The 23,525-nt window shown below is 61.0% G+C and carries 30 protein-coding genes, 1 tRNA gene and 1 other RNA gene; 17 read left to right on the forward strand and 15 right to left on the reverse strand.

Features of this window, described 5'->3' with window-relative positions:
* Positions 1 to 46: 46 nt before the first annotated feature.
* Positions 47 to 739 carry a phosphocholine cytidylyltransferase family protein gene (locus G6N83_RS12285; protein WP_165142455.1) on the reverse strand — a complete coding sequence of 231 codons (693 nt, stop codon included), beginning with the start codon at positions 737 to 739 and terminating at the stop codon, positions 47 to 49.
* A gap of 473 nt (positions 740 to 1,212) precedes the next feature.
* On the opposite strand from G6N83_RS12285, the gene G6N83_RS12290 reads away from it, so the two are divergent.
* From G6N83_RS12290 to G6N83_RS12300, 3 genes are read left to right on the forward strand one after another with little or no spacing between them, the layout of a single operon-like run.
* Positions 1,213 to 2,301: an ABC transporter ATP-binding protein gene (locus G6N83_RS12290; RefSeq protein WP_165142457.1), complete on the forward strand. Its 1,089-nt coding sequence runs from the start codon at positions 1,213 to 1,215 to the stop codon at positions 2,299 to 2,301.
* Positions 2,277 to 3,845, forward strand: a complete 1,569-nt coding sequence (locus G6N83_RS12295) for a hypothetical protein (RefSeq protein ID WP_165142459.1) — start codon at positions 2,277 to 2,279, stop codon at positions 3,843 to 3,845. Before G6N83_RS12290 ends, G6N83_RS12295 begins: the two co-directional genes overlap by 25 nt.
* Positions 3,846 to 3,889: 44 nt before the next feature.
* A complete protein-coding gene (locus G6N83_RS12300) occupies positions 3,890 to 4,156 on the forward strand; it encodes a DUF3039 domain-containing protein (protein ID WP_165142461.1) in 267 nt (88 codons plus the stop codon).
* On the opposite strand, the gene G6N83_RS12305 is transcribed toward G6N83_RS12300, so the two are convergent.
* The gene (locus tag G6N83_RS12305) at positions 4,142 to 5,485 is read right to left on the reverse strand and encodes a nicotinate phosphoribosyltransferase (protein ID WP_165142463.1); all 1,344 of its coding nucleotides are present in this window, start codon (positions 5,483 to 5,485) and stop codon (positions 4,142 to 4,144) included. The genes G6N83_RS12300 and G6N83_RS12305 overlap by 15 nt on opposite strands.
* Before the next feature lie 52 nt (positions 5,486 to 5,537).
* Here G6N83_RS12305 and murI point away from each other — a divergent pair, with 52 nt between their 5' ends.
* The 4 genes from murI to G6N83_RS12325 all read left to right on the forward strand — a co-directional run bounded on the left by murI (position 5,538) and on the right by G6N83_RS12325 (position 8,733).
* The gene (gene murI, locus G6N83_RS12310; protein ID WP_165142465.1) at positions 5,538 to 6,356 is read left to right on the forward strand and encodes a glutamate racemase; all 819 of its coding nucleotides are present in this window, start codon (positions 5,538 to 5,540) and stop codon (positions 6,354 to 6,356) included.
* 28 nt (positions 6,357 to 6,384) lie between these two features.
* Positions 6,385 to 7,137 carry a ribonuclease PH gene (gene rph / locus G6N83_RS12315; protein ID WP_165142467.1) on the forward strand — a complete coding sequence of 251 codons (753 nt, stop codon included), beginning with the start codon at positions 6,385 to 6,387 and terminating at the stop codon, positions 7,135 to 7,137.
* On the forward strand, positions 7,134 to 7,742 hold the full coding sequence (gene rdgB, locus G6N83_RS12320) for an RdgB/HAM1 family non-canonical purine NTP pyrophosphatase (RefSeq protein WP_165142469.1): 609 nt from the start codon (positions 7,134 to 7,136) through the stop codon (positions 7,740 to 7,742). The genes rph and rdgB overlap by 4 nt, the downstream gene beginning before the upstream one ends.
* Before the next feature lie 73 nt (positions 7,743 to 7,815).
* Positions 7,816 to 8,733, forward strand: a complete 918-nt coding sequence (locus tag G6N83_RS12325) for a cation diffusion facilitator family transporter (protein ID WP_165142471.1) — start codon at positions 7,816 to 7,818, stop codon at positions 8,731 to 8,733.
* Between the two features lie 11 nt (positions 8,734 to 8,744).
* Here G6N83_RS12325 and G6N83_RS12330 read toward each other — a convergent pair whose 3' ends face one another.
* From G6N83_RS12330 to G6N83_RS12370, 9 genes are all read right to left on the reverse strand, one after another.
* A complete protein-coding gene (locus G6N83_RS12330) occupies positions 8,745 to 9,470 on the reverse strand; it encodes a DedA family protein (RefSeq protein ID WP_165142473.1) in 726 nt (241 codons plus the stop codon).
* 36 nt (positions 9,471 to 9,506) lie between these two features.
* Positions 9,507 to 9,588: transfer RNA gene (locus tag G6N83_RS12335), tRNA-Leu, on the reverse strand.
* Between the two features lie 48 nt (positions 9,589 to 9,636).
* Positions 9,637 to 10,062, reverse strand: a complete 426-nt coding sequence (locus tag G6N83_RS12340) for a hypothetical protein (protein ID WP_165142475.1) — start codon at positions 10,060 to 10,062, stop codon at positions 9,637 to 9,639.
* Positions 10,059 to 10,496, reverse strand: a complete 438-nt coding sequence (locus G6N83_RS12345; RefSeq protein WP_165142477.1) for a TadE family protein — start codon at positions 10,494 to 10,496, stop codon at positions 10,059 to 10,061. Before G6N83_RS12345 ends, G6N83_RS12340 begins: the two co-directional genes overlap by 4 nt.
* A 28-nt stretch (positions 10,497 to 10,524) precedes the next feature.
* Positions 10,525 to 10,923, reverse strand: a complete 399-nt coding sequence (locus tag G6N83_RS12350; protein ID WP_241246209.1) for a TadE/TadG family type IV pilus assembly protein — start codon at positions 10,921 to 10,923, stop codon at positions 10,525 to 10,527.
* Between the two features lie 3 nt (positions 10,924 to 10,926).
* Positions 10,927 to 11,139, reverse strand: coding sequence for a hypothetical protein (locus G6N83_RS12355; RefSeq protein ID WP_165138070.1), 213 nt, complete (start codon positions 11,137 to 11,139; stop codon positions 10,927 to 10,929).
* A 26-nt stretch (positions 11,140 to 11,165) separates the two neighbouring features.
* Positions 11,166 to 12,095: a type II secretion system F family protein gene (locus G6N83_RS12360; protein ID WP_165142479.1), complete on the reverse strand. Its 930-nt coding sequence runs from the start codon at positions 12,093 to 12,095 to the stop codon at positions 11,166 to 11,168.
* Positions 12,092 to 12,952, reverse strand: a complete 861-nt coding sequence (locus G6N83_RS12365) for a type II secretion system F family protein (protein ID WP_165142481.1) — start codon at positions 12,950 to 12,952, stop codon at positions 12,092 to 12,094. The genes G6N83_RS12360 and G6N83_RS12365 overlap by 4 nt, the downstream gene beginning before the upstream one ends.
* Complete coding sequence (locus G6N83_RS12370; protein WP_165142483.1) at positions 12,949 to 14,112, reverse strand: TadA family conjugal transfer-associated ATPase; 1,164 nt, start codon at positions 14,110 to 14,112, stop codon at positions 12,949 to 12,951. The genes G6N83_RS12365 and G6N83_RS12370 overlap by 4 nt, the downstream gene beginning before the upstream one ends.
* Before the next feature lie 119 nt (positions 14,113 to 14,231).
* Between G6N83_RS12370 and prfB the strand changes: the two genes are divergently transcribed.
* The 4 genes from prfB to smpB all read left to right on the forward strand — a co-directional run bounded on the left by prfB (position 14,232) and on the right by smpB (position 17,882).
* On the forward strand, positions 14,232 to 15,341 hold the full coding sequence (gene prfB, locus G6N83_RS12375) for a peptide chain release factor 2 (RefSeq protein WP_165142485.1): 1,110 nt from the start codon (positions 14,232 to 14,234) through the stop codon (positions 15,339 to 15,341).
* A gap of 109 nt (positions 15,342 to 15,450) precedes the next feature.
* On the forward strand, positions 15,451 to 16,428 hold the full coding sequence (ftsE, locus tag G6N83_RS12380; RefSeq protein ID WP_165142487.1) for a cell division ATP-binding protein FtsE: 978 nt from the start codon (positions 15,451 to 15,453) through the stop codon (positions 16,426 to 16,428).
* Complete coding sequence (gene ftsX / locus G6N83_RS12385; protein WP_165142489.1) at positions 16,425 to 17,339, forward strand: permease-like cell division protein FtsX; 915 nt, start codon at positions 16,425 to 16,427, stop codon at positions 17,337 to 17,339. Before ftsE ends, ftsX begins: the two co-directional genes overlap by 4 nt.
* Before the next feature lie 66 nt (positions 17,340 to 17,405).
* Positions 17,406 to 17,882, forward strand: coding sequence for an SsrA-binding protein SmpB (smpB, locus tag G6N83_RS12390; RefSeq protein WP_165142491.1), 477 nt, complete (start codon positions 17,406 to 17,408; stop codon positions 17,880 to 17,882).
* 13 nt (positions 17,883 to 17,895) lie between these two features.
* Here smpB and G6N83_RS12395 read toward each other — a convergent pair whose 3' ends face one another.
* A complete protein-coding gene (locus G6N83_RS12395) occupies positions 17,896 to 18,561 on the reverse strand; it encodes an SIMPL domain-containing protein (RefSeq protein WP_165142493.1) in 666 nt (221 codons plus the stop codon).
* Positions 18,562 to 18,696: 135 nt separating this feature from the next.
* Between G6N83_RS12395 and ssrA the strand changes: the two genes are divergently transcribed.
* From ssrA to G6N83_RS12425, 6 genes are all read left to right on the forward strand, one after another.
* Positions 18,697 to 19,067: a transfer-messenger RNA gene (ssrA, locus tag G6N83_RS12400) on the forward strand.
* A gap of 99 nt (positions 19,068 to 19,166) precedes the next feature.
* Positions 19,167 to 19,484 (forward strand): YbjQ family protein, encoded by a 318-nt coding sequence (locus G6N83_RS12405; RefSeq protein ID WP_165142495.1) that lies wholly within the window; start codon positions 19,167 to 19,169, stop codon positions 19,482 to 19,484.
* 116 nt (positions 19,485 to 19,600) lie between these two features.
* Positions 19,601 to 20,695 carry an N-acetyltransferase DgcN family protein gene (locus tag G6N83_RS12410; protein WP_165142497.1) on the forward strand — a complete coding sequence of 365 codons (1,095 nt, stop codon included), beginning with the start codon at positions 19,601 to 19,603 and terminating at the stop codon, positions 20,693 to 20,695.
* A gap of 58 nt (positions 20,696 to 20,753) precedes the next feature.
* Positions 20,754 to 21,059: a hypothetical protein gene (locus G6N83_RS12415; protein WP_165142499.1), complete on the forward strand. Its 306-nt coding sequence runs from the start codon at positions 20,754 to 20,756 to the stop codon at positions 21,057 to 21,059.
* A gap of 81 nt (positions 21,060 to 21,140) precedes the next feature.
* The gene (locus tag G6N83_RS12420) at positions 21,141 to 21,287 is read left to right on the forward strand and encodes a hypothetical protein (protein WP_165142501.1); all 147 of its coding nucleotides are present in this window, start codon (positions 21,141 to 21,143) and stop codon (positions 21,285 to 21,287) included.
* A gap of 48 nt (positions 21,288 to 21,335) precedes the next feature.
* A complete protein-coding gene (locus tag G6N83_RS12425; RefSeq protein ID WP_165142503.1) occupies positions 21,336 to 22,184 on the forward strand; it encodes an SDR family oxidoreductase in 849 nt (282 codons plus the stop codon).
* On the opposite strand, the gene crcB is transcribed toward G6N83_RS12425, so the two are convergent.
* Genes crcB through G6N83_RS12440 form a run of 3 tightly spaced genes read right to left on the reverse strand, consistent with a single transcriptional unit; the run spans position 22,181 to position 23,458 of the window.
* Entirely contained in the window at positions 22,181 to 22,558 is a 378-nt protein-coding gene (gene crcB / locus G6N83_RS12430; protein ID WP_165142505.1) for a fluoride efflux transporter CrcB, read from the reverse strand. The two genes, G6N83_RS12425 and crcB, sit on opposite strands and share 4 nt — an antisense overlap.
* Entirely contained in the window at positions 22,555 to 23,076 is a 522-nt protein-coding gene (locus G6N83_RS12435) for a fluoride efflux transporter FluC (protein WP_183408395.1), read from the reverse strand. The genes crcB and G6N83_RS12435 overlap by 4 nt, the downstream gene beginning before the upstream one ends.
* A gap of 1 nt (position 23,077) precedes the next feature.
* Positions 23,078 to 23,458, reverse strand: a complete 381-nt coding sequence (locus G6N83_RS12440; RefSeq protein ID WP_165142507.1) for a response regulator transcription factor — start codon at positions 23,456 to 23,458, stop codon at positions 23,078 to 23,080.
* Between the last annotated feature and the right edge of the window lie 67 nt (positions 23,459 to 23,525).

Here is a 23,525-nt window from a genome sequence, read left to right on the forward strand (position 1 = left end):
GCTGATCTTATGAGGTGCTCCTGTGCATTAAGAGGGGATTGACGACTCACACGTAAAGGTTCGCGCGTTCGAGATCCTCTGCGAAGTCCACCTCGACTGCGTAGAGATCCGAAATATCGAGAGGCTCAAGCCGCATCCCATTTTCGGCGATAGCGAGCTCGAGCCCGCGCTCGAAGTAGTCCTGGTCATCGACCCGCGAGAGTTGATGCATGAACGCCTTCTTGTCGGCGCGCGAAATGTAGTTAATCCCGACAGCTTCGCCAATACCCGCAGAGACGGTCTTCGACAGTGCCGAGATGAAGCCTTCGGCGTCCGTCGTGTACTTCACTTCTTCTTCGCTGACTTTCGCGGTGTTCACCGTGACAAAGGACTGTTCCCGTTCGATGAGTTCAATAGCGCGACCAAGAATGCGTGGGTCGAATACAACGTCGCCGTTCATCCACAACACGCCGCTCTTTCCGGTCGCGGCCAGAGCTCGCAACAGGCTCTTGGACGTGTTGGTCTGGTCGTAGCGATCGTTGTACACGTACGAGGCATCGGGGAACGCCTCGACGATGGTTTCGGCCCGGTATCCCACGACGGTCGTGACACGTGCATCGGTGCCGAACACGGTTCGAATGTTGTCATGCTGCTGCTGCATGATGCTGCGCCCATCCGAGAGTGGGGTCAGCGGCTTGGGTAGGCTGCGACCCAGGCGCGAGCCCATACCGGCCGCGAGGATGACGGTCTGAAGAGTCACGATTAGCTCCTGGAGTTTGGGAATTCACCATGGGTTCATGGCACGGCCACCACGTTGTGCTCTGCTTATGGTACCGACGGTGCCTGAATGCAGACTGGCTCTTGCGCCCCCGTTGTGCTTTCGTGACAAAACTCTCATCTGTTACGCAGCCGCGCTGTGGGGGCGCAACCGCTTGATACGTTAGAGCTGTGACAGCCTCGTCGACCAATGACCCTGAATCTTCCGGGAACCTTCCGGGTAAAAGCGACGACGGTCGTGAATCCATCGAGAGTGAAAAGGCTCCGGCCGCACCTCGCAAACCACGGGCGCCACGTAAGAGTTCGACGCCGCGGAAATCATCTGCGCCGCGCAAGCCAGCCGCTCCTCGAAAGGCTTCGTCGCCCCGCGCGGCGACTGCTGCTTCACAGAAGGCTGCGAAGCCCAGCACAAAGCCGGCACCCGCGGCTTCCGTGAACCCGCCCGAGCCTGCGCTAATGGATGGATTTAACAGCGATTTCGCTGATGTGGTTGTTCCGCCGAGGCCGCCATTGCCAGGCGCGGAAGAGCAAAAGCAGCAGCAAGAAGCGACCGCTGAGGAGCTTCCGGACAGTGCGTCTGACATGGCGCGGGAGCCGGAACCCGAACCTGAGCCGCAGCCGGAACCCGAACCTGAGCCGCAGCCGGAACCCGAACCTGAGCTGGAACCGGAACCGGAACCGGAGATTTCACCAGAGCTCGAGACGAGAGCACTGGTCGCAGAACCCGATCTTGTTGTTGCAGACCTCACCCCCGATGTTGATGCCAGTCCCGACTCGACCGGCCCGGTGGATGCGCTTGTCGTCCGAGGCGTGACGAAGCTGTTCGGCGCGACACGCGCGGCAGACGACGTAAACCTCACAGTGCCGGCCGGCACCTTCTACGGCCTCGTTGGCCCCAACGGTGCCGGAAAGACGACCACTCTTTCGATCATTTCCGGTCTTCTCGGCGCGGATAAGGGTTCAGTTGAGGTGTGCGGTGTCGACGCGCGCAAGCACGCTCGTGCTGCAAAACGAATGATCGGAGTGCTCCCTGATCGGTTGCGCACTTTCGATCGACTCACGGGGCGTCAACTTCTCTACTACTGTGGCGTGCTTCGCGGACTTTCACCTGCTGTCGTAGAGAAGAGAACGGCCGACCTAGCTCGCGCATTTGACCTGTCTGAAGCCCTTACTCGTCCCGTTTCGGACTACTCCGCGGGCATGACGAAGAAAGTTATGCTCGCTGGCGCGATGATTCATTCGCCTCGACTTCTCATCCTCGATGAACCATTCGAGTCGGTCGACCCGGTCTCGAGCGCCGTGATCCTCGAGATTCTCGGCACGTACGTCGAACACGGTGGCACCGTCATCCTCTCGAGTCATGGGATGGATTTGGTCGAGCGCGTATGTTCGCGTGTAGCTGTCCTCGTTTCGGGGCGTGTGCTCGCTGAAGGCACGGTCGATGACGTGCGTGGCGAATCGACTCTCGAGGAGCGGTTCCTCGAACTTGCCGGCGGCGCGAGCGACCTGGAGGGGCTGGAGTGGTTGCACACATTCTCCGGCTGAGGTTCGACCTGCTGCTGGGTGGTCTTCGCGGCGAGCCAGGCCATGTCATGCGGGTTCTGCTGGGTCTTGTCGTTGCGGCCGCCGCAGTCCTCGCTGCTGGCTGGGCGCTCTTGAGTCTGCAGGGGTCTGCTGACACCACAGCGATGGTAGTTACGGTGTTCGCCGGTTCCGCCGTAACAACAGGATTTGCGGTTGCACCTCTCATCGCGGGCTCCGCTGATCCTCTCGATCCTCGCCGGTTTGCGCTGTTTGGGATAGCGCCCGGGCCACTTGCTGCGTCAGTAGCCCTTGCCAGCCTGGTGAGCGTGCCGATGATCGCTCTCGTTGCTCTCGTCTCCTGCGCAGCTGTCATGTGGGGGGAACACGGCGTACCGGTGTGGGTGTCCGTGGCTTCCGCGGTTATCAGTGTTGTGACGTGTGTGCTCCTCGCGCGTGTTGGACTTGCTTCCGCAGCACTTTTTTTGCGCGAGCGTCGCTCGCGCGAGCTGAGCGGTGTGTTTCTTGTAGCTGTTCTCGTCGTTGTGGTCCCGGTGGGCGTCTTCTTCGCGTCGCTCGAATGGCGGGGCACCGTGCCGACACAACTGGCTGAAGCCTCGAACGTATTGGCGCTCACGCCCTTGGGAGCCGCCTGGGCGCTGCCGGCGGCATTTGTGTCGGAGGATATGAATGCGTGGGCAAGTACCCTAATCGCGCTCGCGACAGTCCTCGTCTTGGGACTGCTCTGGTCTTGGCTTGTGCGCCGGCTTTTGACGACCGCGGAGCGGCCGGTGGCGGTGCGTGAGCGCGGTGGGCTCGGCTGGTTCGCTGTCGCGCCGGGGACCGCAGCAGGCGCCGTCGCCGCTCGCAGCATCATCTATTGGTCTCGTGACCGCCGCTATGCCGTGAATGTTCTCATCGTGCCGTTGGCGGCGTTACTGACGACGGTTCCTCTGACGATCGCCGGTGTACCGCCGGCTCTTGTGGCCCTTGTCCCAGTGCCGATAGTGGCGCTTTTTTTTGGCTGGCTGCCTCACAACGATCTTGCTTATGACTCCACCGCTGTCTGGCTTCACGTCGTGAGCGGGATGCGGGGCGTCGCCGATCGGATCGGCAGACTCGTGCCAATCTTCCTGGTGACGGTGCCCACTCTCGCTGTCGGTATTCCGCTCGCCATCTCCCTGTACGGGCGCTGGGCGGTGCTTCCCGCGATGGTTGGTGTCTCCGCGTGTCTGTTCCTAAGTGGGCTCGGACTATCCAGCATCTCTTCCGCACTGACGCCCTACGCGGTTTCGCGGCCGGGAGACAGCCCGTTCCAACAGCCTCAGCGCACAGGAGCGTCGGGCCTATTTGGTCAGACTTTTGTCATGTTGGGCGCATTGGCGGTTAGCGCACCGTCATTGTGGTGGTCATGGTTAGCGGTGACAAAAGACGTAAGCTACGCCGAACCCGCCCTATGGAGCGGCATTGGAATTGGCAGCGCCGTTCTCGTTGTGGGCGTTCTGGTCGGAGGCTTCACCTTCACTCGTCGTGGTGAATCGATCATGGAATTTGCACAGGCAGGCTGACCAAAACGCCCTGCGCGGTGAACTCGCCGATAGACTGAGTGACCATGAGCACGCCGCTTGATAGCCCCAATGATGGGGGCACTGCCACTCTCGATCGCGAACTTGAAGATCTCGTCCAAGACGAGAACGTTGAACCTGGCGATCATGAGCGTTTCTCTCATTACGTCAAGAAAGAGAAGATTCTCGAGTCCGCAATCAGCGGCAAGCCCGTTCGGGCGCTGTGTGGCAAAAAGTGGACGCCCGGTCGGGACCCAGAGAAATTTCCAGTATGCCCCTCGTGCAAAGAGATCTACGAATCACTGATGTCCTGACGTCTCGTCGAGCGTGACGTAAACCGTTTCGAGAGCCGGATCCGAACGGCTCAGGGCCAACGCTGAGAGCGGGAGCTCAGCTCGCGCGGTCACATGATGAGCACGAGCAGCGGCGACGGCCCGGATGCCCTCGTGGTCTGGGTGGATCTCGCCAGCGGACACCAGGTTGACCTGGAGTGCACGAGCGTCATACGTGGATGCGGCATCCGTCGCTGATTCAAAACGCGGCGAGATTGCGATCAGCTCGCTCGTTGCCACCGAGTCGTTTAGCGTACGGAATGCGGTCTTGCGCCCTCCGGTCGTTGCCTTGGCAGCGGACTTTTTGGCAACCGAAACCCAGGATCCGTTGCTTGCCTCTCGTGCCACAATTTTGAAGACCATCCCTGCCGTGGGGGAGCCTGCGCCCGTTACGACCGAGGTGCCGACGCCGTATGAGTCGACGGGAGACGCCGCAAGCGCCGCTATTGCGTGTTCATCGAGATCGCTCGTCACAGTGATCTTCGTGGCTGTTGCGCCGAGACTATCCAGTTGCGCGCGAACCTGAGCTGCAACGAGGGGAAGGTCACCGGAGTCGATTCGCACGCCTCCGAGGCTCGCGCCTGCCACATCGACTGCGGTTTGCACGCCGCGCGCGATGTCGTAGGTGTCTATGAGCAGGGTCGTGTCGGCCCCGAGCGCATCGATTTGGGCGCGGAAGGCATCTGCTTCGTGTTCATGAAGCAGCGTCCATGCGTGCGCAGCGGTCCCCATCGTGGGAATACCGAACGTCCGGCCCGCTTCAAGATTGCTGGTGGCGCTGAAGCCCGCGATATAGCACGCGCGTGCGGCAGCTACTGCGGACTGTTCACCCGTGCGCCGAGAACCCATCTCTGCGAGCGGTCGGTTCCCGGCAGCGATGCTCATGCGAGCGGCGGCCGTAGCAACGGCCGAGTCATAGTTCAAGACGCTCAGTGCGAGAGTCTCGAGTATTACAGCTTCGGCAAATGTCCCGTCGACGGTTAAAACGGGCGAGCCTGGAAAATACAGTTCGCCCTCGCGGTAGCCGACAATATTGCCGGTGAAGCGGTAGTTCGCAAGGTATGCGAGCGTCGGCTCGTCCACTATGCGCTCATCCCGCAGGAATCTCAGCTCGTCTTCGCCGAAGCGAAAGTCGCGAAGCAAGGAAAGAAATCGACCGATACCTGCGACGACACCGAAGCGACGCCCGCCAGGCAGCCGGCGCGCGAAAAGCTCGAAGACACAACGCCTGTGGGCTGTGCCGTCACGAAGAGCCGCCGTCAGCATCGTGAGTTCGTATCGATCGGTCAGCAGAGCAGAGCTGCGTGTCATTGCGCCAGCCTACGCGCGGTGCGCGCGAGGAAACGGCGTAGGCTGGGTCATCGTGAACGACGCACCCATCGGAATCTTCGACTCCGGCGTTGGCGGTCTCACCGTGGCACGGGCGGTATCGCAGCTTCTGCCGCGGGAGTCGATTGTCTACATCGGCGACACCGCGCGCTCACCGTACGGGCCAAAGCCGATCGCGGACGTGCGTCGATACTCGCTGGAAGTACTGGACGATCTTGTCGAGCAGGGCGTGAAGATGCTCGTTATCGCATGCAACACGGCTTCGGCGGCGATGCTTCGCGATGCGCGTGAGCGCTACGACATCCCGGTTGTTGAAGTTATCGGCCCGGCGGTTCGCACCGCGATGTCGACGACGCGAAACGGCCGGATCGGTGTCATCGGAACCACCGGCACGATCGGATCTCGGGCGTACCAGGACATGCTTGAGGTCAACGCGAACCTGACCATATTCGCGGAGGCGTGTCCGCGTTTTGTTGAATTCGTAGAAGCGGGCGTCACCGACTCGCCCGAAGTGCTCGCGGTCGCTGAGAAATACCTCGCGCCGTTACGACATGCGGGCGTCGACACTCTCGTGTTGGGGTGCACCCACTATCCATTCCTCGAAGGCGCTATCAGCTACGTGATGGGACCAGACGTGAGTCTTGTTTCGAGTGATTCGGAAACCGCGAAAGACGTTTACCGCCAGCTTGTTGGGCGTGACCTACTCGCAGGTCCGACCGCTCAGTCGCGCCACACCTACGAAGCAACCGGCTCCTCCGCCGATGACTTCGTGCAGCTTGCCCATCGGCTCATGGGACGCGAAGTGCGCGATGTGCGCCTCGTGCAAACCGGGGCCATTGACCTGCCGCGCTGAGCGCCGGCATCCGTTCGAGGAGAGTTCTATGACTGAAATCACGCGCGCCGACGGCCGCAGCATCAACGACTTGCGCCCGGTCACGATCGAGCGTGGCTGGAACAACCAGGCAGAGGGTTCTGCCCTTGTGAGTTTCGGAAACACCCGGGTGCTCTGCACCGCGTCATTCACGAACGGTGTGCCGCGGTGGCTGACTGGCAAAGGCAAGGGGTGGGTCACCGCCGAGTACGCCATGCTGCCGCGTGCGACCAACAGCCGAAACGACCGCGAGAGCGTCAAAGGCAAGATTGGCGGGCGCACTCATGAGATTTCGCGCCTCATCGGGCGATCGCTTCGTGCTGTCGTTGACACAAAGGCGCTTGGCGAGAACACGATTGTGATCGACTGCGACGTTTTGCAGGCTGACGGCGGCACGCGCACAGCCGCAATCACAGGCGCCTACGTCGCTTTAGCAGACGCGATCGAGTGGGGACGCCGAAAGAAGTTCATCGGGCAGAAGTCTCAGGTGCTCATCGACTCTGTGGCTGCGGTGTCGGTGGGAATCATCGGTGGGGAGCCGATGCTCGACCTCGCCTACGTCGAAGATGTGCGTGCCGAAACCGACATGAACATCGTTGTGACCGGTCGCGGCTTGTTTGTCGAGGTGCAGGGCACGGCTGAAGGCGCACCCTTCGATAAGCGCGAGCTCGATGCGCTGCTCGAGCTCGGCGTGGCGGGCTGCGCCGACCTCCGCGATTTCCAGATCGCTGCTCTCGCTGAAGGCGCTGAGGCTTCAGCGTGACGGGCGCCGCGCCTGAGCGCGTGGTTCTCGCCACTCACAACGCGCACAAGATTGCGGAGTTTCAGGCGATCTTTTCGGCTACGCGACCCGATCTCGAGGTCGTGGGATACGACGGCCCAGAGCCCGTCGAAGACGGCGTAACTTTTCGCGAGAATGCGCTGATTAAAGCGCGGGCAGCTTGCGTGCACACCGGGCTTCCGGCGCTCGCTGATGACTCGGGTATTTGCGTCGACGCGCTGGGAGGCGCGCCCGGTGCATTCTCGGCCTACTGGGCCGGACACGCGAAGGATGCCACGGTCAATCTCCGGTTGCTACTCGATCAGCTTTCGGACATTTCCGATCCTCGTCGAGTCGCACAGTTCGCGTGCACCATCGCATTGGTTCATCCGAGCGGTACCGAGCACGTCGTCGAGGGCATCTGGCCTGGCCGCTTGGCAGTCGCGGCTCACGGTGAGGGTGGTTTCGGGTACGATCCCATCTTCATTCCGGACGGTCAGGCTGGCTCCGAGCGAACCGTAGCCGAGTGGAGTGCGGCGGAGAAGAACGCGGCATCCCATCGTGCGCGCGCATTTCAGAGCCTTGTGCCGTTGCTGTCAGCCCTGTAGATGAGAATCGGCATCATTCCCGACTAGAGCAAAGCAGTTCCAGGTGTATGCCTGCGGCTCTAGTGTGAAAGAGATGCACGATCACTCGCACTCACCCACGGGGATTCGCGGCGCTCGCAATCGCCGTCTTTTGGCGATCTCGCTTGCCATTACATCCGTTGTCATGGTCGTGCAGATTATCGGCGCATGGATTTCGGGCTCGCTGGCGTTGCTGGCAGACGCAGCGCATATGTTCACGGATGCTGCGGCGCTCATCATTGCACTGATCGCTACCGCGGTGGCGGCGCGGCCGGCGGATGAGCGCAGCACGTTCGGCTATCAACGCGCCGAGGTGTTTGGCGCGCTGATCAACGGCGTGATTTTGATTGCCATCGCGCTGTGGGTCGGCATCGAGGCCGTGTTGCGACTGATCGATCCCGGCGACTACGAGGTGGCCGGTGGCATCATGCTCGTCACCGCCGCCGTCGGCCTCATCGCGAACGCGACCGCGATGTGGCTGCTGAGCTCCGCCCAGCGTGAGAGCATCAACGTGCGCGGCGCGTATCTCGAAGTGCTGGGCGATCTGCTCGGATCGGTCGCCGTAATCGTCGCGGCCGTCGTTGTGCTCACGACGGGATGGGTCGCAGCGGATGCTGTGGCCTCGCTTGCGATTGCGGGGATGATCGTGCCGCGAGCTGTCGGGCTGCTGCGAGAAGTAGTGGTCGTGCTCGCTGAACGCGTTCCGGTCGGAACCCACGTAGCGGAAATTCGAGAGCACATCTTGAGTGCTGACGGTGTGCGCGCGGTTCACGATGTTCATGTGTGGGCTCTGACGCGGGGCGCGCCCGTCTTCACCGCTCACGTGGTCGTCGACGGCACTGTGCTGGCTGACGGTCGTTCACCAGAGCTGTTGCAACAGTTGCAGAAGTGTCTCGCCAACCACTTCGACGTCGCGCATTCGACATTCCAGTTTGAGACCGTGGAGCACGTCGAGCGAGAAACTCACGGCTGAGGTTCGCGTCGCTACTTGCCGTCGCTGAGGTCGGGTAGTTCAGAATCGGCCGTTGCCGTTTCATTCTTGGCCTTAGACCGCTCACGGAAGTAATGCACGAGTGTGACAATGACCGTACCGAGGACGACAGCAAGCAGGATGAGATCGATGTACTCCGTGACGATGTCGCGAATCCACGGCACGTACCCAATGGCATAGCCGAGCATTGTGAGGCCGAAGCCCCACAGCAGGGCACCGATGAGGTTGTAGAGACTGTACTTGCGCCACGGCATGTGACCGACGCCGGCTGCTACGGGGGCGAACGTGCGAACGATCGGCACGAACCGAGCAAGGATGACAGTGAGTCCACCGAACCGCTCGAAGAATGCATTCGTACGGTCGACGTTCGCTCTGCTGAAAAGCCCGGAGTCTTTGCGCTCGAAGATCGTGGGCCCCGCTTTGTGCCCGATGAAATATCCCACTTCGCCACCAACGAATGCGGACAGGGCTATCAGAAGCGCTACGAACCAGACGTTGAGTCCGAAGACGCCGTTGGGCGCTATCGGGCTGGCATGAGAGAGCAGACCTGAGATAACAAGAAGCGTGTCCCCAGGAAGGAGGAAACCAATGAGAAGACCAGTCTCGGCAAAAATGATGAAACAGACGATGAAGAGAGCCCATGGGCCCGCGCCTTCGATGATCGTTTGAGGGTCAAGCCATGAGAGAAGGCCTAATGAATGCACGCTAGTTCCCGTCATTGCGGCGTTAGGAGGCGCGCGAGAGCGCACGACCCGTGCGGAAGGTGGGACTTGAACCCACACGCCCGGAGGCACAGGAACCTAAATCCTGCGTGTCTGCCAATTTCACCACTCCCGCGAGTGGTCACAGTCTATCGATGACGAGCGGACGTTTTCATCTCGCATCTCATCTCAACGAGTTGCGGCTCGTCGCCGTAGCAGAAAGTGCGACCCCGTCCGGAACAAACATGGCGAGAAATGGGGGATGCCACCTTGCCGATACCGAAACGCGTGCTGAAACTCCGTCCGGTGTGACCGCTTCATCGAGATTTGTCTCGATGGCTGTCGCTTCAAGGACGGCCACCGCCTGCTCGTACACCGCGGCGTTAGTCAAGCGCGCTGTGGGCCCGTCGTTGCTCAATGTCAGCGAAAAGCCGTCCGACCCGGCAAGGGCGGCGGCGTCGGCCGCGGCGTCGAGCTGCTTTTGACCGAGGTAAAGACTCGTGGCGCAGACGCACACATAGATGAGCACGAGCGCGATCGCCGCATATCCAAGGGCAAGCGGCAGGAGACTGCCGTCCTCGCAAGTTTCTCGGCCGTTTTCGTGATTCACCGATTCGCATTCCAAAAGCGTGAGACTTTCTGCGTCGAGCTCGCCTCGATGGGAATCGCGGTGGCGTTGTCTAGACCGAATATCGGCGGAACGAGCGGGAGGGTTGCGCCCGCGCGGACAGTCACGGTAACTGTGGTGCCGGCCTCGGGGCAGGAGAAGGCCGACGGCGCGCAATCAACACTGATTTCGATCTGCGCGGCATCCATGGCGTATTCGTCAGCGAGCATTTGAAGAGCGCGCTCAGTAGAGGTGGAAGCTGCTGCCCCTGAGCCAGCAGTGGCGATAGTGCGGGCGATGTACCGTGACGCCGCTGCGGTGCCCATGGCATGTGACTGAATGGTGCTGAGAGCCACGATGAGGTAGACAAGCGGCACGAGAAGAAGCATGCCGACGACGAGGAACTCGACGGACGCCGAGCCAGCATCGTCCTTCATGGCGCGACCGTACGTGGTGGATATGCCATCACCCGAAGTTTTCGATCGGCGCACGACCGCTCACTTCCCATGTTCCAGCAATGCCGAAGAGGCCGATGATCGGCATCGTGGTGCGCACCGAAACCACCACGGTCGGGTTTCCCGTAGAGATTTCTTCACGAACGCTCACATCTGCCGCGTATCCCGCCCCGATCGTGCGACTGACGATGTCGCGAGTGCGCTGCGCTCCCTCGGCCGTTGTGGTGTCAGCGAGGGCCGCGTGATACGCGCCATCGACAGCAGCATCGTGCACGACATTTCGTACATACACAGCGAGGCCGAACTGCAGGACAGCGAGCGTGAGTGCCGTGAGCATAAGTCCGACAAGCACGAACTCCACCGGTGCAGAGCCGCGATCATCCGCGAAGAGGCCCTTGGGAGATGACACAGCTCAAATACCTGAGACGCGGGAAATAGCCTGCTCGAAAAGCTGCGATAGTGCGGGCCCTGCGAGTGCCCAGATGATGACTACGAGCCCCGCCGTCATGAGGGTGATTAACACCCAGCCAGGTACATCTCCCTGTTCATTCCTGACGGTGTCGCCCCACAGCGAGCGAATGCGTGCGCTGCTTCGAAAACAAGCAGACGTGAAGAGGTCGCGCATAAGTGATTCCTTTCGGTCATTGAAGGTCATGAGATCCCCAACCGCAGGATGGCAATTCCGGGGAAGACGGCGAACAGCACGCTGAGAGGCAAGATGATGAATACGAGCGGAATGAGCATGCCGATTTCTTTACGACCCGCCTGTTCGATGAGGCTCCGCTTCGCTTCTTCGCGCGCATCGTTCGCTTGGGCTTGCAGAACATGAGCGAGGGGTGCTCCGCGTTCGATAGCAGAGATGATGTGGTCGATACTGCGATCGAGCGCCGGATGAGATGTTCTTCGCGCCAGATCAGCCAGAGCATCAGGGAGCGATGAGCCGGTTCCGACTGCAAGCGTCGTGGTCTCGATTTCAGTGGCGAGTTCCCCGACTCCGGTATGCCCGACGCGCTTGAGCGAGTCGAAGAGTCCCTCGCCTGCTGAAACGCAGAGCGAGAGGAATTCGAGCACGGTGGGTAGTTCTGAACCAATTCGAACGCTTCGCGCTTTTAGTGCGCGCGAAAGCGTGACGTCGATGGTGACGACGCCGGCGACCGCGCCGACTGCCGGGAGAACGAGTGTGGCGATGCTGAATTGACCCGTGAGCGACAGCAGGATCGTGGTGAGGGCGCCCAGGGTACAGCCCGCCAGCATCCCAGTAAGTTGGCGGACGCGATATGTCGCGGTATCGATGCGCCACCCCGCGTGGCGAAGCCTTCGGTTGATGGAAGTTGACCCACCGGCAATCACATCTAGTTGTGATCGAACGCCTAGCCAAGCGCCCGCGAGCGAGGTTGGGTACGACGCCAGGGGAGTGAGTCCAAGGGGATCGGCAATATCGCGAATATAGGGCGCGATGCGACGACTCAGGGTAGGAGCACCCCATCGTGGTGAAGCGGCGATCATGCAGCAGAGCCCGGCTCCGAGCGCGCTACCGAGAACGATGGAAATCGCGACATTGGTTGCGGTGAGAATCATCATGCGAGCCATCGCCGTTCGTCGGGGAGCTGGCCGATGCGCAACATGAGTTGGAACGCGATCACCGATGCGACAGCTCCGAGAACGACAAGCATGATGCCCTCAGGGCTGGAGTAGGCGCTCGCCGCTTCCGGGCGAGACGCCAAGAGCGTCAATACGACCCAGGGCGCAACAACACCAAGCACAGCAGCCCCACGTGTCCACGACTGCCGAGCCTCTATTTCTGAACGGAGCGCAGCGTCGGCACGGATCGACGTGCTGAGGGCCCGGAGGATCGGCACGAGTTCGATGCCTCCGACTTGACGGGCCATGCGAAGAGTTTCGACGATGCGATCGGACGCGGGGTCTGCAAGCGTTGCCTTCATACGCAGCATGCTGGTGTCGAAATGCCCTGAAGCGTCCATATCAGCCGTAAAGCTCCTAAAAGCGGGGCGTAGAACCTCGGGCGCCGATAGCGACAGTGAGCTGACGGCGACAGTCAATGACATACCCGAACGCACCGATGCGACGAGCAGATCGCACACATCGGGCCACATGCCGCGCCGCGCGCGTCTGCGCTTTTGTCTGCGACCTCGCAGCCATGCAGTTGGTGCAAGTGTGCCGACAACTCCTGCGAGAACGGATACGACAGGTACGGGAACTATCAACCATGCGCCGGCGGCCGCGAGGAGACCTGCAGCCGCGGTTGAGGCGAAGAGCACCCGTCGGTCGGCGTGAGCGAACCCTGCTTCGTCCAGTAGTCGACCGGCTTTGGAATGCGCCAGAGGTTCCGGGGGCGTGCGTGAGCGTGGCGGCCAGACCCAGGGCGACATCACGAGCAGGATGCCAGCGGCCAGCATCGCGCCCAAGAACGCCGTCATGCTGGCTGCTTTCGATACAGCGTACGAGCTTCGATCTCAGCGGAGACAATCTTTCCCGTGGGCGCAACAATCTCGCTGACGAAGCGCTCGCCGCTGGTAGTCCGTTCGCAGTGAACAACGATGTCGACGCTCGATGCGACAGCCGGCATCACGAAACCAGCATCGATATTGCGTCCGGCGAGCAGGGGGAGTGCGGTGAGCTTGCGGAGCGCATCACGTGGTGAATTCGCGTGCACGGTTGCGGCACCAGGCACGCCCGTGTTGAGGGCGAGCAAGAGATCCAGCGCTTCTGCGTCACGAACTTCGCCCACGACGATGCGGTCGGGCCGCATGCGAAGTGCCTCTTTTACCAGCCGGCGGAGAGCCACTTCTCCTGTGCCTTCCAAGCTCGGTTGGCGCCCCTGCAACGAGACAAGGTCAGGGGCGTCGATTGCTAGCTCGAATGTCTCCTCAACCGTCACAATGCGTTGAGAGGTTGCACATGCTGCGATGAGAGCTCCGAGCAGAGTCGTCTTTCCGGAGTGCGTTGCACCCGAAACGATCACGCTTTTCCCCTTGAGCATTGCGGTTTCAAGGAGGGAGGAAACCTGCTCGGGAAACGAGCCCGCATGAACCAGATCGTCAAGCTGCCGATATGCGGGCAGGAATTTCCGAATGTTCACGGCCCAGTGGCGCCGCGTGATGTCTGGGATCACGACGTGGAGCCTGCTGCCGTCGGGGAGCGACGCGTCTACGAACGGCTGGCTGAGGTCTACGCGTCGGCCGGTGGTGTGCAGCATCCGCTCGACGAGGTCACGGACGGCTGAGTCGGTGAGCGTTACGGGCAGACGCTCAGAGACTCCCCGGCGGGCAGCAAAAATACGGTCGGGGCGATTGAGCCAGATTTCTTCGACCTCGGGGTCGTCAAGATAAGGCTGCAGGGGTCCAAACCCTGAGACGGCGGCGAGTACCTCGCGAACAAGCGCCGCTTCGTCATCGATTGGTGCCGTGCCCTGAGCGAGCGCGAGGTCGTTGTGGCGTCGCACTTCGGCGTGGGCGACCCGACGCGCGGTGTCGGGGTCGCGCGCCGGGTCGGTCCTGTCGCCACGCAAGCGATCTCGCACTCGCTCAGCTACGGTCACCGAGGCAGAAGAGCCTGGCAAGGCGGATGATGGCGACATGCGCAGCATCCTGACAATCGGATGCTGTCACTCGCTGAAGTTATCCACAGTCTTTGGTCAGCGGGAGAATGTCCGTGCGGGCTCGGGTCAGGCGCAGATCCGCGTTAGTCTGAACTGTCATGCTCGAAATCGATCTCTCCGCCGACATCCAGGCCTTGCGCTCCACCTTCAACGACATCAAGAGCGTTGTAGATGTGGCATCGCTGCGCACCGAGATTGAACGACTGTCTGAAGCGGCGGGTGTTCCCGACCTCTGGGACGATCCTGAGTCAGCTCAGAAAGTGACGAGCGCGCTGAGCCACCGTCAGAGCGAACTTGCTCGCATCGAAAGCCTCGAGCGTCGACTCGACGACCTCGAAGTGCTCATCGAGCTCGCCAATGAAATGGGCGATGAAGACTCGGCCGACGAGGCCCGTAAGGAGCTCGCCGAGATCGTCGATGTCATCGGCCAGCTCGAAGTTCAGACGCTGCTCGACGGTGAATACGATGCCCGTCCGGCTGTCATCACTATTCGTTCGGGAGCGGGTGGGGTCGATGCTGCCGACTTCGCCGAAATGCTGCTGCGCATGTATCTCCGTTGGGCCGAGCAGCACAATTACTCAACGACTGTCATGGACACGTCGTACGCCGAAGAAGCGGGCATCAAGTCGGCCACTTTCGAGGTCGATGCGCCCTACGCGTTCGGAACTCTCAGCGTCGAAGCGGGCACGCACCGTCTCGTGCGCATGAGTCCATTCGGGGCCGCGGGCAAGCGCCAGACCTCGTTTGCTGCGGTCGAAGTCATTCCGCTGATGGAAGAGGCTGTCGCCGTGGATGTTCCCGAGGGGGATATTAGGGTTGACGTCTTCCGTTCGTCAGGTCCTGGCGGACAGTCGGTCAACACGACCGACTCTGCGGTGCGCATAACCCACCTTCCGACCGGCATCGTCGTCTCGATGCAGAACGAGAAGAGTCAGATCCAGAACCGCGCGGCAGCTCTTCGCGTGCTGCAGTCTCGTCTGTTGTTGCTGCAGAAAGAGCAAGAAGCCGCGACGAAGAAAGAACTCGCGGGAACGATCACCGCGAGCTGGGGTGATCAGATGCGGTCCTACGTGCTTGCTCCGTATCAAATGGTGAAAGATCTTCGCACCGACCACGAGGTCAACAACCCGAGCGCGGTTTTCGACGGTGATCTCGACGGATTCATCGCTGCCGGCATCCGTTGGCGCAAGCGTCGCGACGACGACTGAGTAGTGAGCGCTGCGCTGGCGCTCGAATGTTTTTCACAGGGGACACGCATGCCGGCGCGCCGTGTGCTTTCCGGGCGTTCACGTGCTGCGAGCTTAGGCTGACACAGCCATGATCCGGTTTGAAAATGTTACTAAGCGGTATCGCGGCACCTCTCGTCCCGCGTTGAACAACGTCGACTTCGAGGTGCAACGCGGAGAGTTCGTGTTCCTCGTGGGAGCTTCGGGGTCAGGAAAGTCGTCGTGTTTGCGGCTTATCCTCCGAGAAGATGCACCCTCTGAGGGGCGTGTTGTCGTGCTCGGTCGCGACCTCCGCTCGCTGTCGAACCGCAAAGTTCCCTACTTTCGTCGGCACATCGGCTCCGTGTTTCAGGACTTCCGCCTCTTGCCGAACAAGACGGTCTTCCAAAACGTTGCGTTCACCCTTCAGGTGATCGGTGCCTCGCGTGGGTTCATCCAACAAGCCGTTCCCGAAGCGCTCGCTCTGGTGGGCCTCGACGGCAAACAGAAGCGGATGCCTCACGAACTTTCCGGTGGCGAGCAGCAGCGCGTGGCTATCGCGCGCGCGCTCGTCAACCGTCCTCAGATCCTGCTCGCCGATGAGCCAACAGGAAACCTAGACCCTGCGACATCCGTTGACATCATGCAGCTTCTCGCGCGGATCAACGCAGGCGGCACGACGGTGGTCATGGCAACTCACGAAGCGAGTTTCGTTGACCAGATGCGCCGACGCGTGATCGAACTCAGCAATGGTGACATCGTGCGCGATGAGCGCCACGGCGGCTATGGCGACATTTCGGGTGTTCCTAAGCTTGCTCCGCAGGTCGAGAAGGGCGCGGCATCCGTTGCCGCGTTGACGGCCGTTCTTGAGCTGCAGCGTGAAATCGTTGAGACAGGCGAAATTGAGCCGCTCGTGATTGACGCTGCGGTGGATGCCGCGGCCCGGGCCGCTCACTCCGCGACCACCGAAGCGGAGCCCGCAGATATCTCAAGCGCGGCACAGGACGCTGGTGTCGATATCGCAGAGCTCGGCCTCGCGGACCGACTCGGGTTACAGAAGAACGACGACGAAGTGGGGCCAACGCGATGAGGCTCGGTCTTGTTCTTTCAGAAGCTTTCGGCGGTCTCCGCCGCAACATCTCGATGGTGATCTCTGTCATTTTGGTGACTTTCGTCTCGCTGACTTTCGTCGGCTCGGCGGTGTTGATGCAGATGCAGATCGGCCAGATGCGTGATTACTGGAGTAATCGTGCGCAGGTTGCCGTGTACATGTGCACATCAGTCTCGACGGCAGCGACCTGCACGGACGGAGCAGCGGACGAAGATCAGCTCCAGGCGGTGCGCGACCAGCTCGATGGCGCGGCACTGGCTCCGCTTATCCGTGACTACGACTATCAGACCAGCGACGAAGCCTACGACGAAGCCATCCAGCAACTGGGCGAGGAGTACGAGGGCATCATCACGCCTGAGCAGCTCAACGCGACGTTCTGGATCAACCTCGTAGATCAGACCCAATCGGATGTGTTGTCTGAGGCATTCAGTGGAATGGATGGCGTCGAAGAGGTGCAAGACCAGATGCAGTATCTGGAGCCGTTGTTCTCTGCACTCACCGTCGCCACGTACATCGCTGTCGGTATTGCCGGTTTGATGCTGATCGCTGCGGTGCTGCTCATTGCGACGACAATTCGGCTTTCTGCTTTTGCTCGCAGAAAAGAACTCGGCATCATGAGGCTCGTTGGTGCGTCGAACCGCTTCATTCAAACGCCATTCATCCTCGAGGGTGTTTTCGCAGCACTCATCGGTTCGGCGCTCGCGAGCGTTGCCGTGTGGGGGATCGTGAGCGTCGGTGTCGACGACTACCTCCGCAGCCGAATCACTTTCGTGACGACCTGGGTGGGTGGCGCGGAGCTTGCAATCGTGATTCCGGTGATTATCGTGATCGGTATCGTCTTGGCTGCATTCTCAGCAGGCTTCGCCATCCGACGTTGGCTGCGGGCTTAACCGCGCTGCCACTGCTAGACTGGCGGGCTGCTGCGTGCTGTGCGCGGCACATAATCTGGAGTCAGCATGCCTAGGGAACGCGGCGAGAAGGTCATCGCGACCAACCGTCGCGCGCGCCACGAATACAACATTGAGAAGACGTACGAAGCTGGCATGGTGTTGACCGGTACCGAGGTGAAGTCGCTCCGTCAAGGACGTGCAAACCTCTCTGATGGTTACGCATATGTCGATGGCGGAGAGATCTTCCTCGACTCGGTGCACATCCCCGAGTACTCGCAGGGGCACTGGACGAATCACGCGTCTAAGCGCGTGCGCAAGTTGTTGCTGCACAAAGAAGAGATCGTAAAAATCTCACATGCAGTTTCAGCTGGCGGCTACACACTCGTGCCGCTGAAGCTTTACTTCTCTGATGGCCGCGCGAAGGTAGAAATTGCCATCGCGAAGGGTAAGCACGAGTGGGATAAGCGTCAGACGCTCCGCGAGCGTCAAGATAAGCGTGAAGCCGAGCGTGCAATGCGCACTCGCAACCGCATGGGCGACTAGCGCAGGATCTTGTTCAGGACGCCCGAAATCGAGCATCGACTGCGGCTGAGACCACGATGTCGTCTGGGCGAAGCGCGAGGCCTTGAGATGAGGCATCCGCGGCCATCGCGCGCATTCCGTAAAGGGCAGCGGGCGACGACGGTGTGGCCGGTGCGTCAGAGAGCATTCCGCTGTCAGCGACCTCCACCGCGCTGACGGACGAGAGTCCGAGAGCTTCGGCGTAGGCCTTAGCGCGTGCGACAGCGACCGATACAGCGCGTGCCGCAGCGTCAGACTCCGCGCGCGCGGCCGCGACGGACCCCAACCGCCAGACCACGCTTTCGACCGACACCGTATCTACGGTGGATATCTCTTCAATCCACGACGAAAGCTCACTTGCATCAGCGAAAATCGCGGTGAACTGAATCGAGGCGTGGTGCACAAGATCCGATCGCTGCCCTTCACCGTTCCAGGGGCGATCTGACCACACTGTGATGCGTTCACTCGTCCAGCGGGACACCGCGCCGGCGCTGTGGCGGTGATCGAGCCCTGTGCGAATCGGAGCGGCGTGAGCGGTGACCTCGTCGACAACTGCGACGCGCTCTGGTCCCTCGGCGCGAACTGCGACGCGCACGACGCCCTCTTCAGGCGTGTAGCGGTCTTCGTGTTCGCCGCGGACAGTGATGATGACATCGCTCATAGACCCGAGCCTACGGTCACGCAGCGGGAATTTCGAGGGGAGTGGATTCGTTGTAAGCTGTAACGCTCGGACGTAGTTAGTGTTCGAGTTGGTAATTCAACAGTGTGACAACGGCCCCTTCGCAAGAAGGACCACGGGGATGATCGGTTTCGACATCGCCTGCGAATCTGCGAGAAGCGGGCCGAGGATGCAGGGTTATCTCGAGAACGCTCCCTGCAAAAACTATAGTTGCCGATTCCAATCGCAACGACTTCGCCCTCGCTGCATAAGCGAGCCCGATAGTCCGTCAGACCGTGGGCGACCCCGCCACGGACCCTGGCGTCATTTAGGGGTCTTGCTGAACGGTGGCGTCTGGACGCCGTTCGGGACTTTTCCCAGGCTGGGCCCGTCGACTTAGGTGTCTGTGACAAATGTCGGGGCCGAGTAGAACGTCTTCACAGACTGCGCCCGGAGAAGCCCCAGAGACTCAGTGATGGACGGGGGTTCGATTCCCCCCATCTCCACGCAGCCGTTGTCACGAACGAGAAATGCCCATCCTTCGCAACATTTTGCGAAGGATGGGCATTTTCCTTGTGCGGAATTCACACAGCCGCAACACTGAGAACATGATCATCGTTACGACCAATGACGTTCCAGGGCACTCCATCACCAATGTCTTCGGCGAGGTATTCGGACTCACAGTTCGCTCACGTCACATCGGCTCCAATATCGGCGCGTCATTCAAGGCTCTTGCCGGAGGCGAACTGAAGGGCATCACACAACTCCTTCACGAAACTCGCGACGAGGCACTGTCACGCCTCGCCGCTGAGGCCAACAGCAAGGGCGCCAACGCTGTCGTGGCTTTTCGGTTCGAAACCAACGACTACGGTGACGGCGGCGGCGTTGAGGTGTGTGCGTACGGCACCGCAGTCACCATTAGCTAACCTCACACCGACGTTCGCCCAGGAACCCCTGCTAACTTTCGCAGGCTGGCATCTTGCCTGCTTCAGGGAAGACACGTATCGATTGTCTGCTCCTCTGGGTTTCTCAGAGGAGCACCATGCCCGTTTCAGTTACCGCCGTCGTCTATTGCGAGGGCAAGTTCGCTCAGCAAGATGGCAAGACAGCGAACGGCCTCGTCCGCAACTCGCAGAAGTACGAAATCCTCAGCGTCATCGACAGCACGCAGGCTGGTCGAGATGCAGGATTTCTTCTGAGTGGTGTCGCTAACGGGATACCGGTGCTGGCGAACCTGACCGAAGCAATCGCGCACGCCGGCCGTGTGCCGAATTCGCTGATCTTCGGAATGGCGCCGGCGGGTGGTCTGCTCACTGAACTCCAGCGCACTGATCTTCTTGAAGGCATAGCGCGCGGGATGAACCTCGTGAATGGCTTGCACGAATTTCTCAACGAAGATCCCGAGTTCGCGTCGGCAGCGCTACTGGCTGGCGTCAGCATCACCGATGTGCGACGCACGAAAGACCGCAAAGATCTTCGTCTATTCTCAGGTCGAATCTTCGATGTGACGTGTCCTCGGGTCGCTGTGCTCGGAACCGATGGCGCGATCGGAAAACGCACGACAACGACGCTTCTTGTCGAGGCCCTTAATGCGCGCGGTGTGAAAGCCATCATGGTCGGCACCGGCCAAACCGCACTTATCCAGGGCGCCAAGTACGCTGTTGCTTTGGATTCCACGGTTCCGCAGTTCTGCTCCGGCGAGGTTGAAGCGCAGGTCGTCGCAGCTTTCGAGAACGAGGATCCCGACATTATTGTGATTGAGAGCCAGGGCGCGCTGAGTCATCCTGCGTACTTGACGTCTGCCTATATCTTGCGGGGAAGCCGCCCCGACGGCGTCATCGTGCAGCACGCACCGAAGCGCGAGATGCTCGACGATTACCAGTTCTTGCCGATGCCGACGGCCGCGAGTGAGATAGCTCTGATCGAGAGCTTCGCTGACACGCGCGTGATCGGAGTCACGATCAACCATGAACACATGACGGACGATCAGATCAGCTCGGCGATAGACGAGCACGAACTCGAGCTCGGGATTCCCTCGACCGACCCTCTGACGCGCCCGCTGGACAGGCTCGTAGAGATGGTCTTGATGGCTTATCCCACGCTAGCCGAGCGTGCCACAGCGACGCTGGTTGAGTAGTGACGATCGCGGCCGACTAATCTTCACTTGCGCTCACGTGTCAACTAGCGTGGAATCTATGGTCAAACCCGAAAACGCATCGCGCCATTCTTCTCGACACGTGCGGAATGTGCTCACCTTGACGGCGCTGGTGGCTGGCTCTACCGCATTCGGGTTCGTCTTCGGGTACTTCTGTCAGAGCGTGATCATGGGAATCATAGGGGGAGCGGTCTTCGCCGGGCTTTCTGGACTTTGGTCGTGGCGAGTGCGCCGATCGGGTGAAATTTCGGTTGAAGCCGAAGATCTCCATGAGGCGAAACGCGCCCAGGGCAAACGATACGGCCCGCTGGGTGACGCGAACTCTCGCGTCACGGGGCTCGGCTGAGAGCTGGTGGGCTGCAGTGATTGACTGCGCGTGTAGCCTCAGCACAACAGGGTCACCGCGGCTCTCGAAGGAGCACGACCCATGGCTGAAAAAAATACGCGCAAAGAGAGCGGCAAAACTGCTCCCGCAAAGACGCTGAAAGAAAAGCGTCAGGCGAAGGCTGACAAGAAGGCCGTCGCCAACCGCGGCGCCGACTCTGATGTCGTTGCCAGGTCAAAAAAGCGTTAGATCGTGCAGGACGCGCAGAGAGTAGCGCTTGGAGAAAAAGGGAGCACCATGACAACCTCTCAATCACCGATCGCTGTCACAGGCAGCACGGGGGCACTAGGCGGCAAAGTTGCTTCATTGCTTTCCGGCGATGGCTATTCTCTGCGACTGCTTGCTCGCTCGCCCGAGCGCGCACCAGCGTTCCCAAACAGCACGGTTGTCGAATGCAATTTTGGCGACCTGGATCAAGCAACCGAAGCGCTTCGCGGAGTCGAGGTGCTTTTCATGGTGTCTGCGGCGGAGCACGAAGACCGCCTCACACAGCACCTCACGTTCGTTGATGCCGCCCAAGCCGCGGGCGTGAAGCACATCGTGTACACGTCTTTTCAGGGCGCGGCTCCAGGCGCTCTGTTCACTCTTGCCCGCGATCACTACGCGACCGAGCAGCACATCAAGGCATCCGGGATGTCGTGGACCATGCTCCGTGACAGTTTTTATCTCGACTTTCTTGCCGCCGTGGTCGGTGAGGACGGCGTGATTCGAGGCCCGGCGGGCAGCGGTCGCGTGGCCGCCGTATCGCGGGATGACGTCGCACGGGTAGCGGCCGAGGTTCTGCGCAACCCCGAAGCGCACGCCGTCTCGACGTATGATCTCACCGGGCCGACGGCCGTCTCTTTCGACGAAGCCGCGAAGATCATCAGCGATGCCACCGGTCAGCGCGTGACCTTCCACAATGAAACTCTCGCCGAAGCATACGAGTCGCGAAAGCCCTGGGGAGCGCCCGACTGGCAAAACGATGCGTGGGTGAGCACCTACACGGCGATCGCGGCAGGCGAAGTCTCAGCTGTCAGCGACGCCGTCGAAAAAATCACCGGGCAAAAACCGATGTCGTTGCAACAGTTCGTCGCCGCGCGCTAGGCGAGCCCGCCGAGCCACAGCCCGAAGGCGGCGGCAGCCACGCACGTTGCCAGGACGCCGAAACCGTTGAATGCGGCGGCTCCCCAGCGTTTTTCTTGCAGCAACCGCACTGTCTCGAAGCTCGCGGTTGAGAAGGTGGTGTAGCCACCTAAGAACCCGGTACCGATGACGAGGTACCAGCCTTCTGGCAGCATGTTCGCAATCAAGAGGCCGGTGAAGAAGCCTAAAGCGAGTGATCCCGTCGCGTTGATCGCGAAGGTCCCAAACGGAAACGTCGAGCTCAGTCTGCTTCGAATGAGCCCGTCGAGCGTCAGACGAGATACCGCGCCGAGACCGCCGGCAAGCGAAATCGCGAGGAACAGGAGGGGCGTCATTTCACGCCTTCAGTTCGGGTTTGCTGCTGGCGGTGCCGCGCCGAGCCCAGAAGAATACCGAGGCCTGTCGCTGCGGCGCCGATGAGCACAGTTCCGACCGCGTAGCCGATCGCGGTCGTCGCATGCCCCGTTGTAAGAAGTGCGGCGCTGTCGGCCGCAAGTGCGCTGTAGGTGGTGAATCCACCCATGAAGCCCGTGCCCACCAAGAGCCGCGCGGCGCGGCGCGCCCCGGCATCCGGGCCACGGCGCGTGAGCGCCTCGAGAAGGAGCCCGAGGAGCAGGGCGCCCAAGATGTTCACGGCGAAGATCGCCCACGGAACTTCACCGCCAGAAGGCAACGCGAGACTCACTCCCTCGCGGGCTGCGGTGCCCAGTGCCCCGCCGACGAAGACAAAAACCAGGGACGCCGGCCGCAAGTGCAGCGGTAGGAGGGTTTTACCGGATGCCTCGACGACCTCGATGTCGGGATCTTGCGGGAGATCACGCTCAGCGCTATTAGAAGGTTCGGTGGGGGCCATATCAGGCGTCGAGGGAGGGCGTGTCGCACAAGCGTGCAACCGCGGTCAGGAGTGAATCCCGCGTGAACGGCTTTGTCATCACGTCTTCGAAGCCCTGCGTCCGTGCAAAGGCGAGATCGTCGGGATCTGAACGGGCGGTGACGAGCAGCAGGCGGATGTGCTTCGTCGCATCCTGCGCACGAAGAGCTGCCGCGAGTGCGATGCCATCGAGCCGCGGCATCATCCAATCGACGACGGCGATGTCTGTCGGCGCCGCGGTGAGCCCAACGAGCGCGGCGGCACCGTCTTCGTACGTCGACACCTCGTAGCCTGCACGCTGCAATCGTGCGGCTATGAGACGCGCAATATCTTGCTCATCGTCAACTACCGCAACTGTTGCCATAAGAACGGCGCCTTTCATGGATGCCCGTCGATTCAACTATCGTAGGCGTACACGACAGAGAGGTCGT

Origin of the sequence: Microbacterium endophyticum (assembly GCF_011047135.1) — a bacterium.
In the GTDB taxonomy this organism is placed as follows: Bacteria; Actinomycetota; Actinomycetes; order Actinomycetales; family Microbacteriaceae; genus Microbacterium; species Microbacterium endophyticum.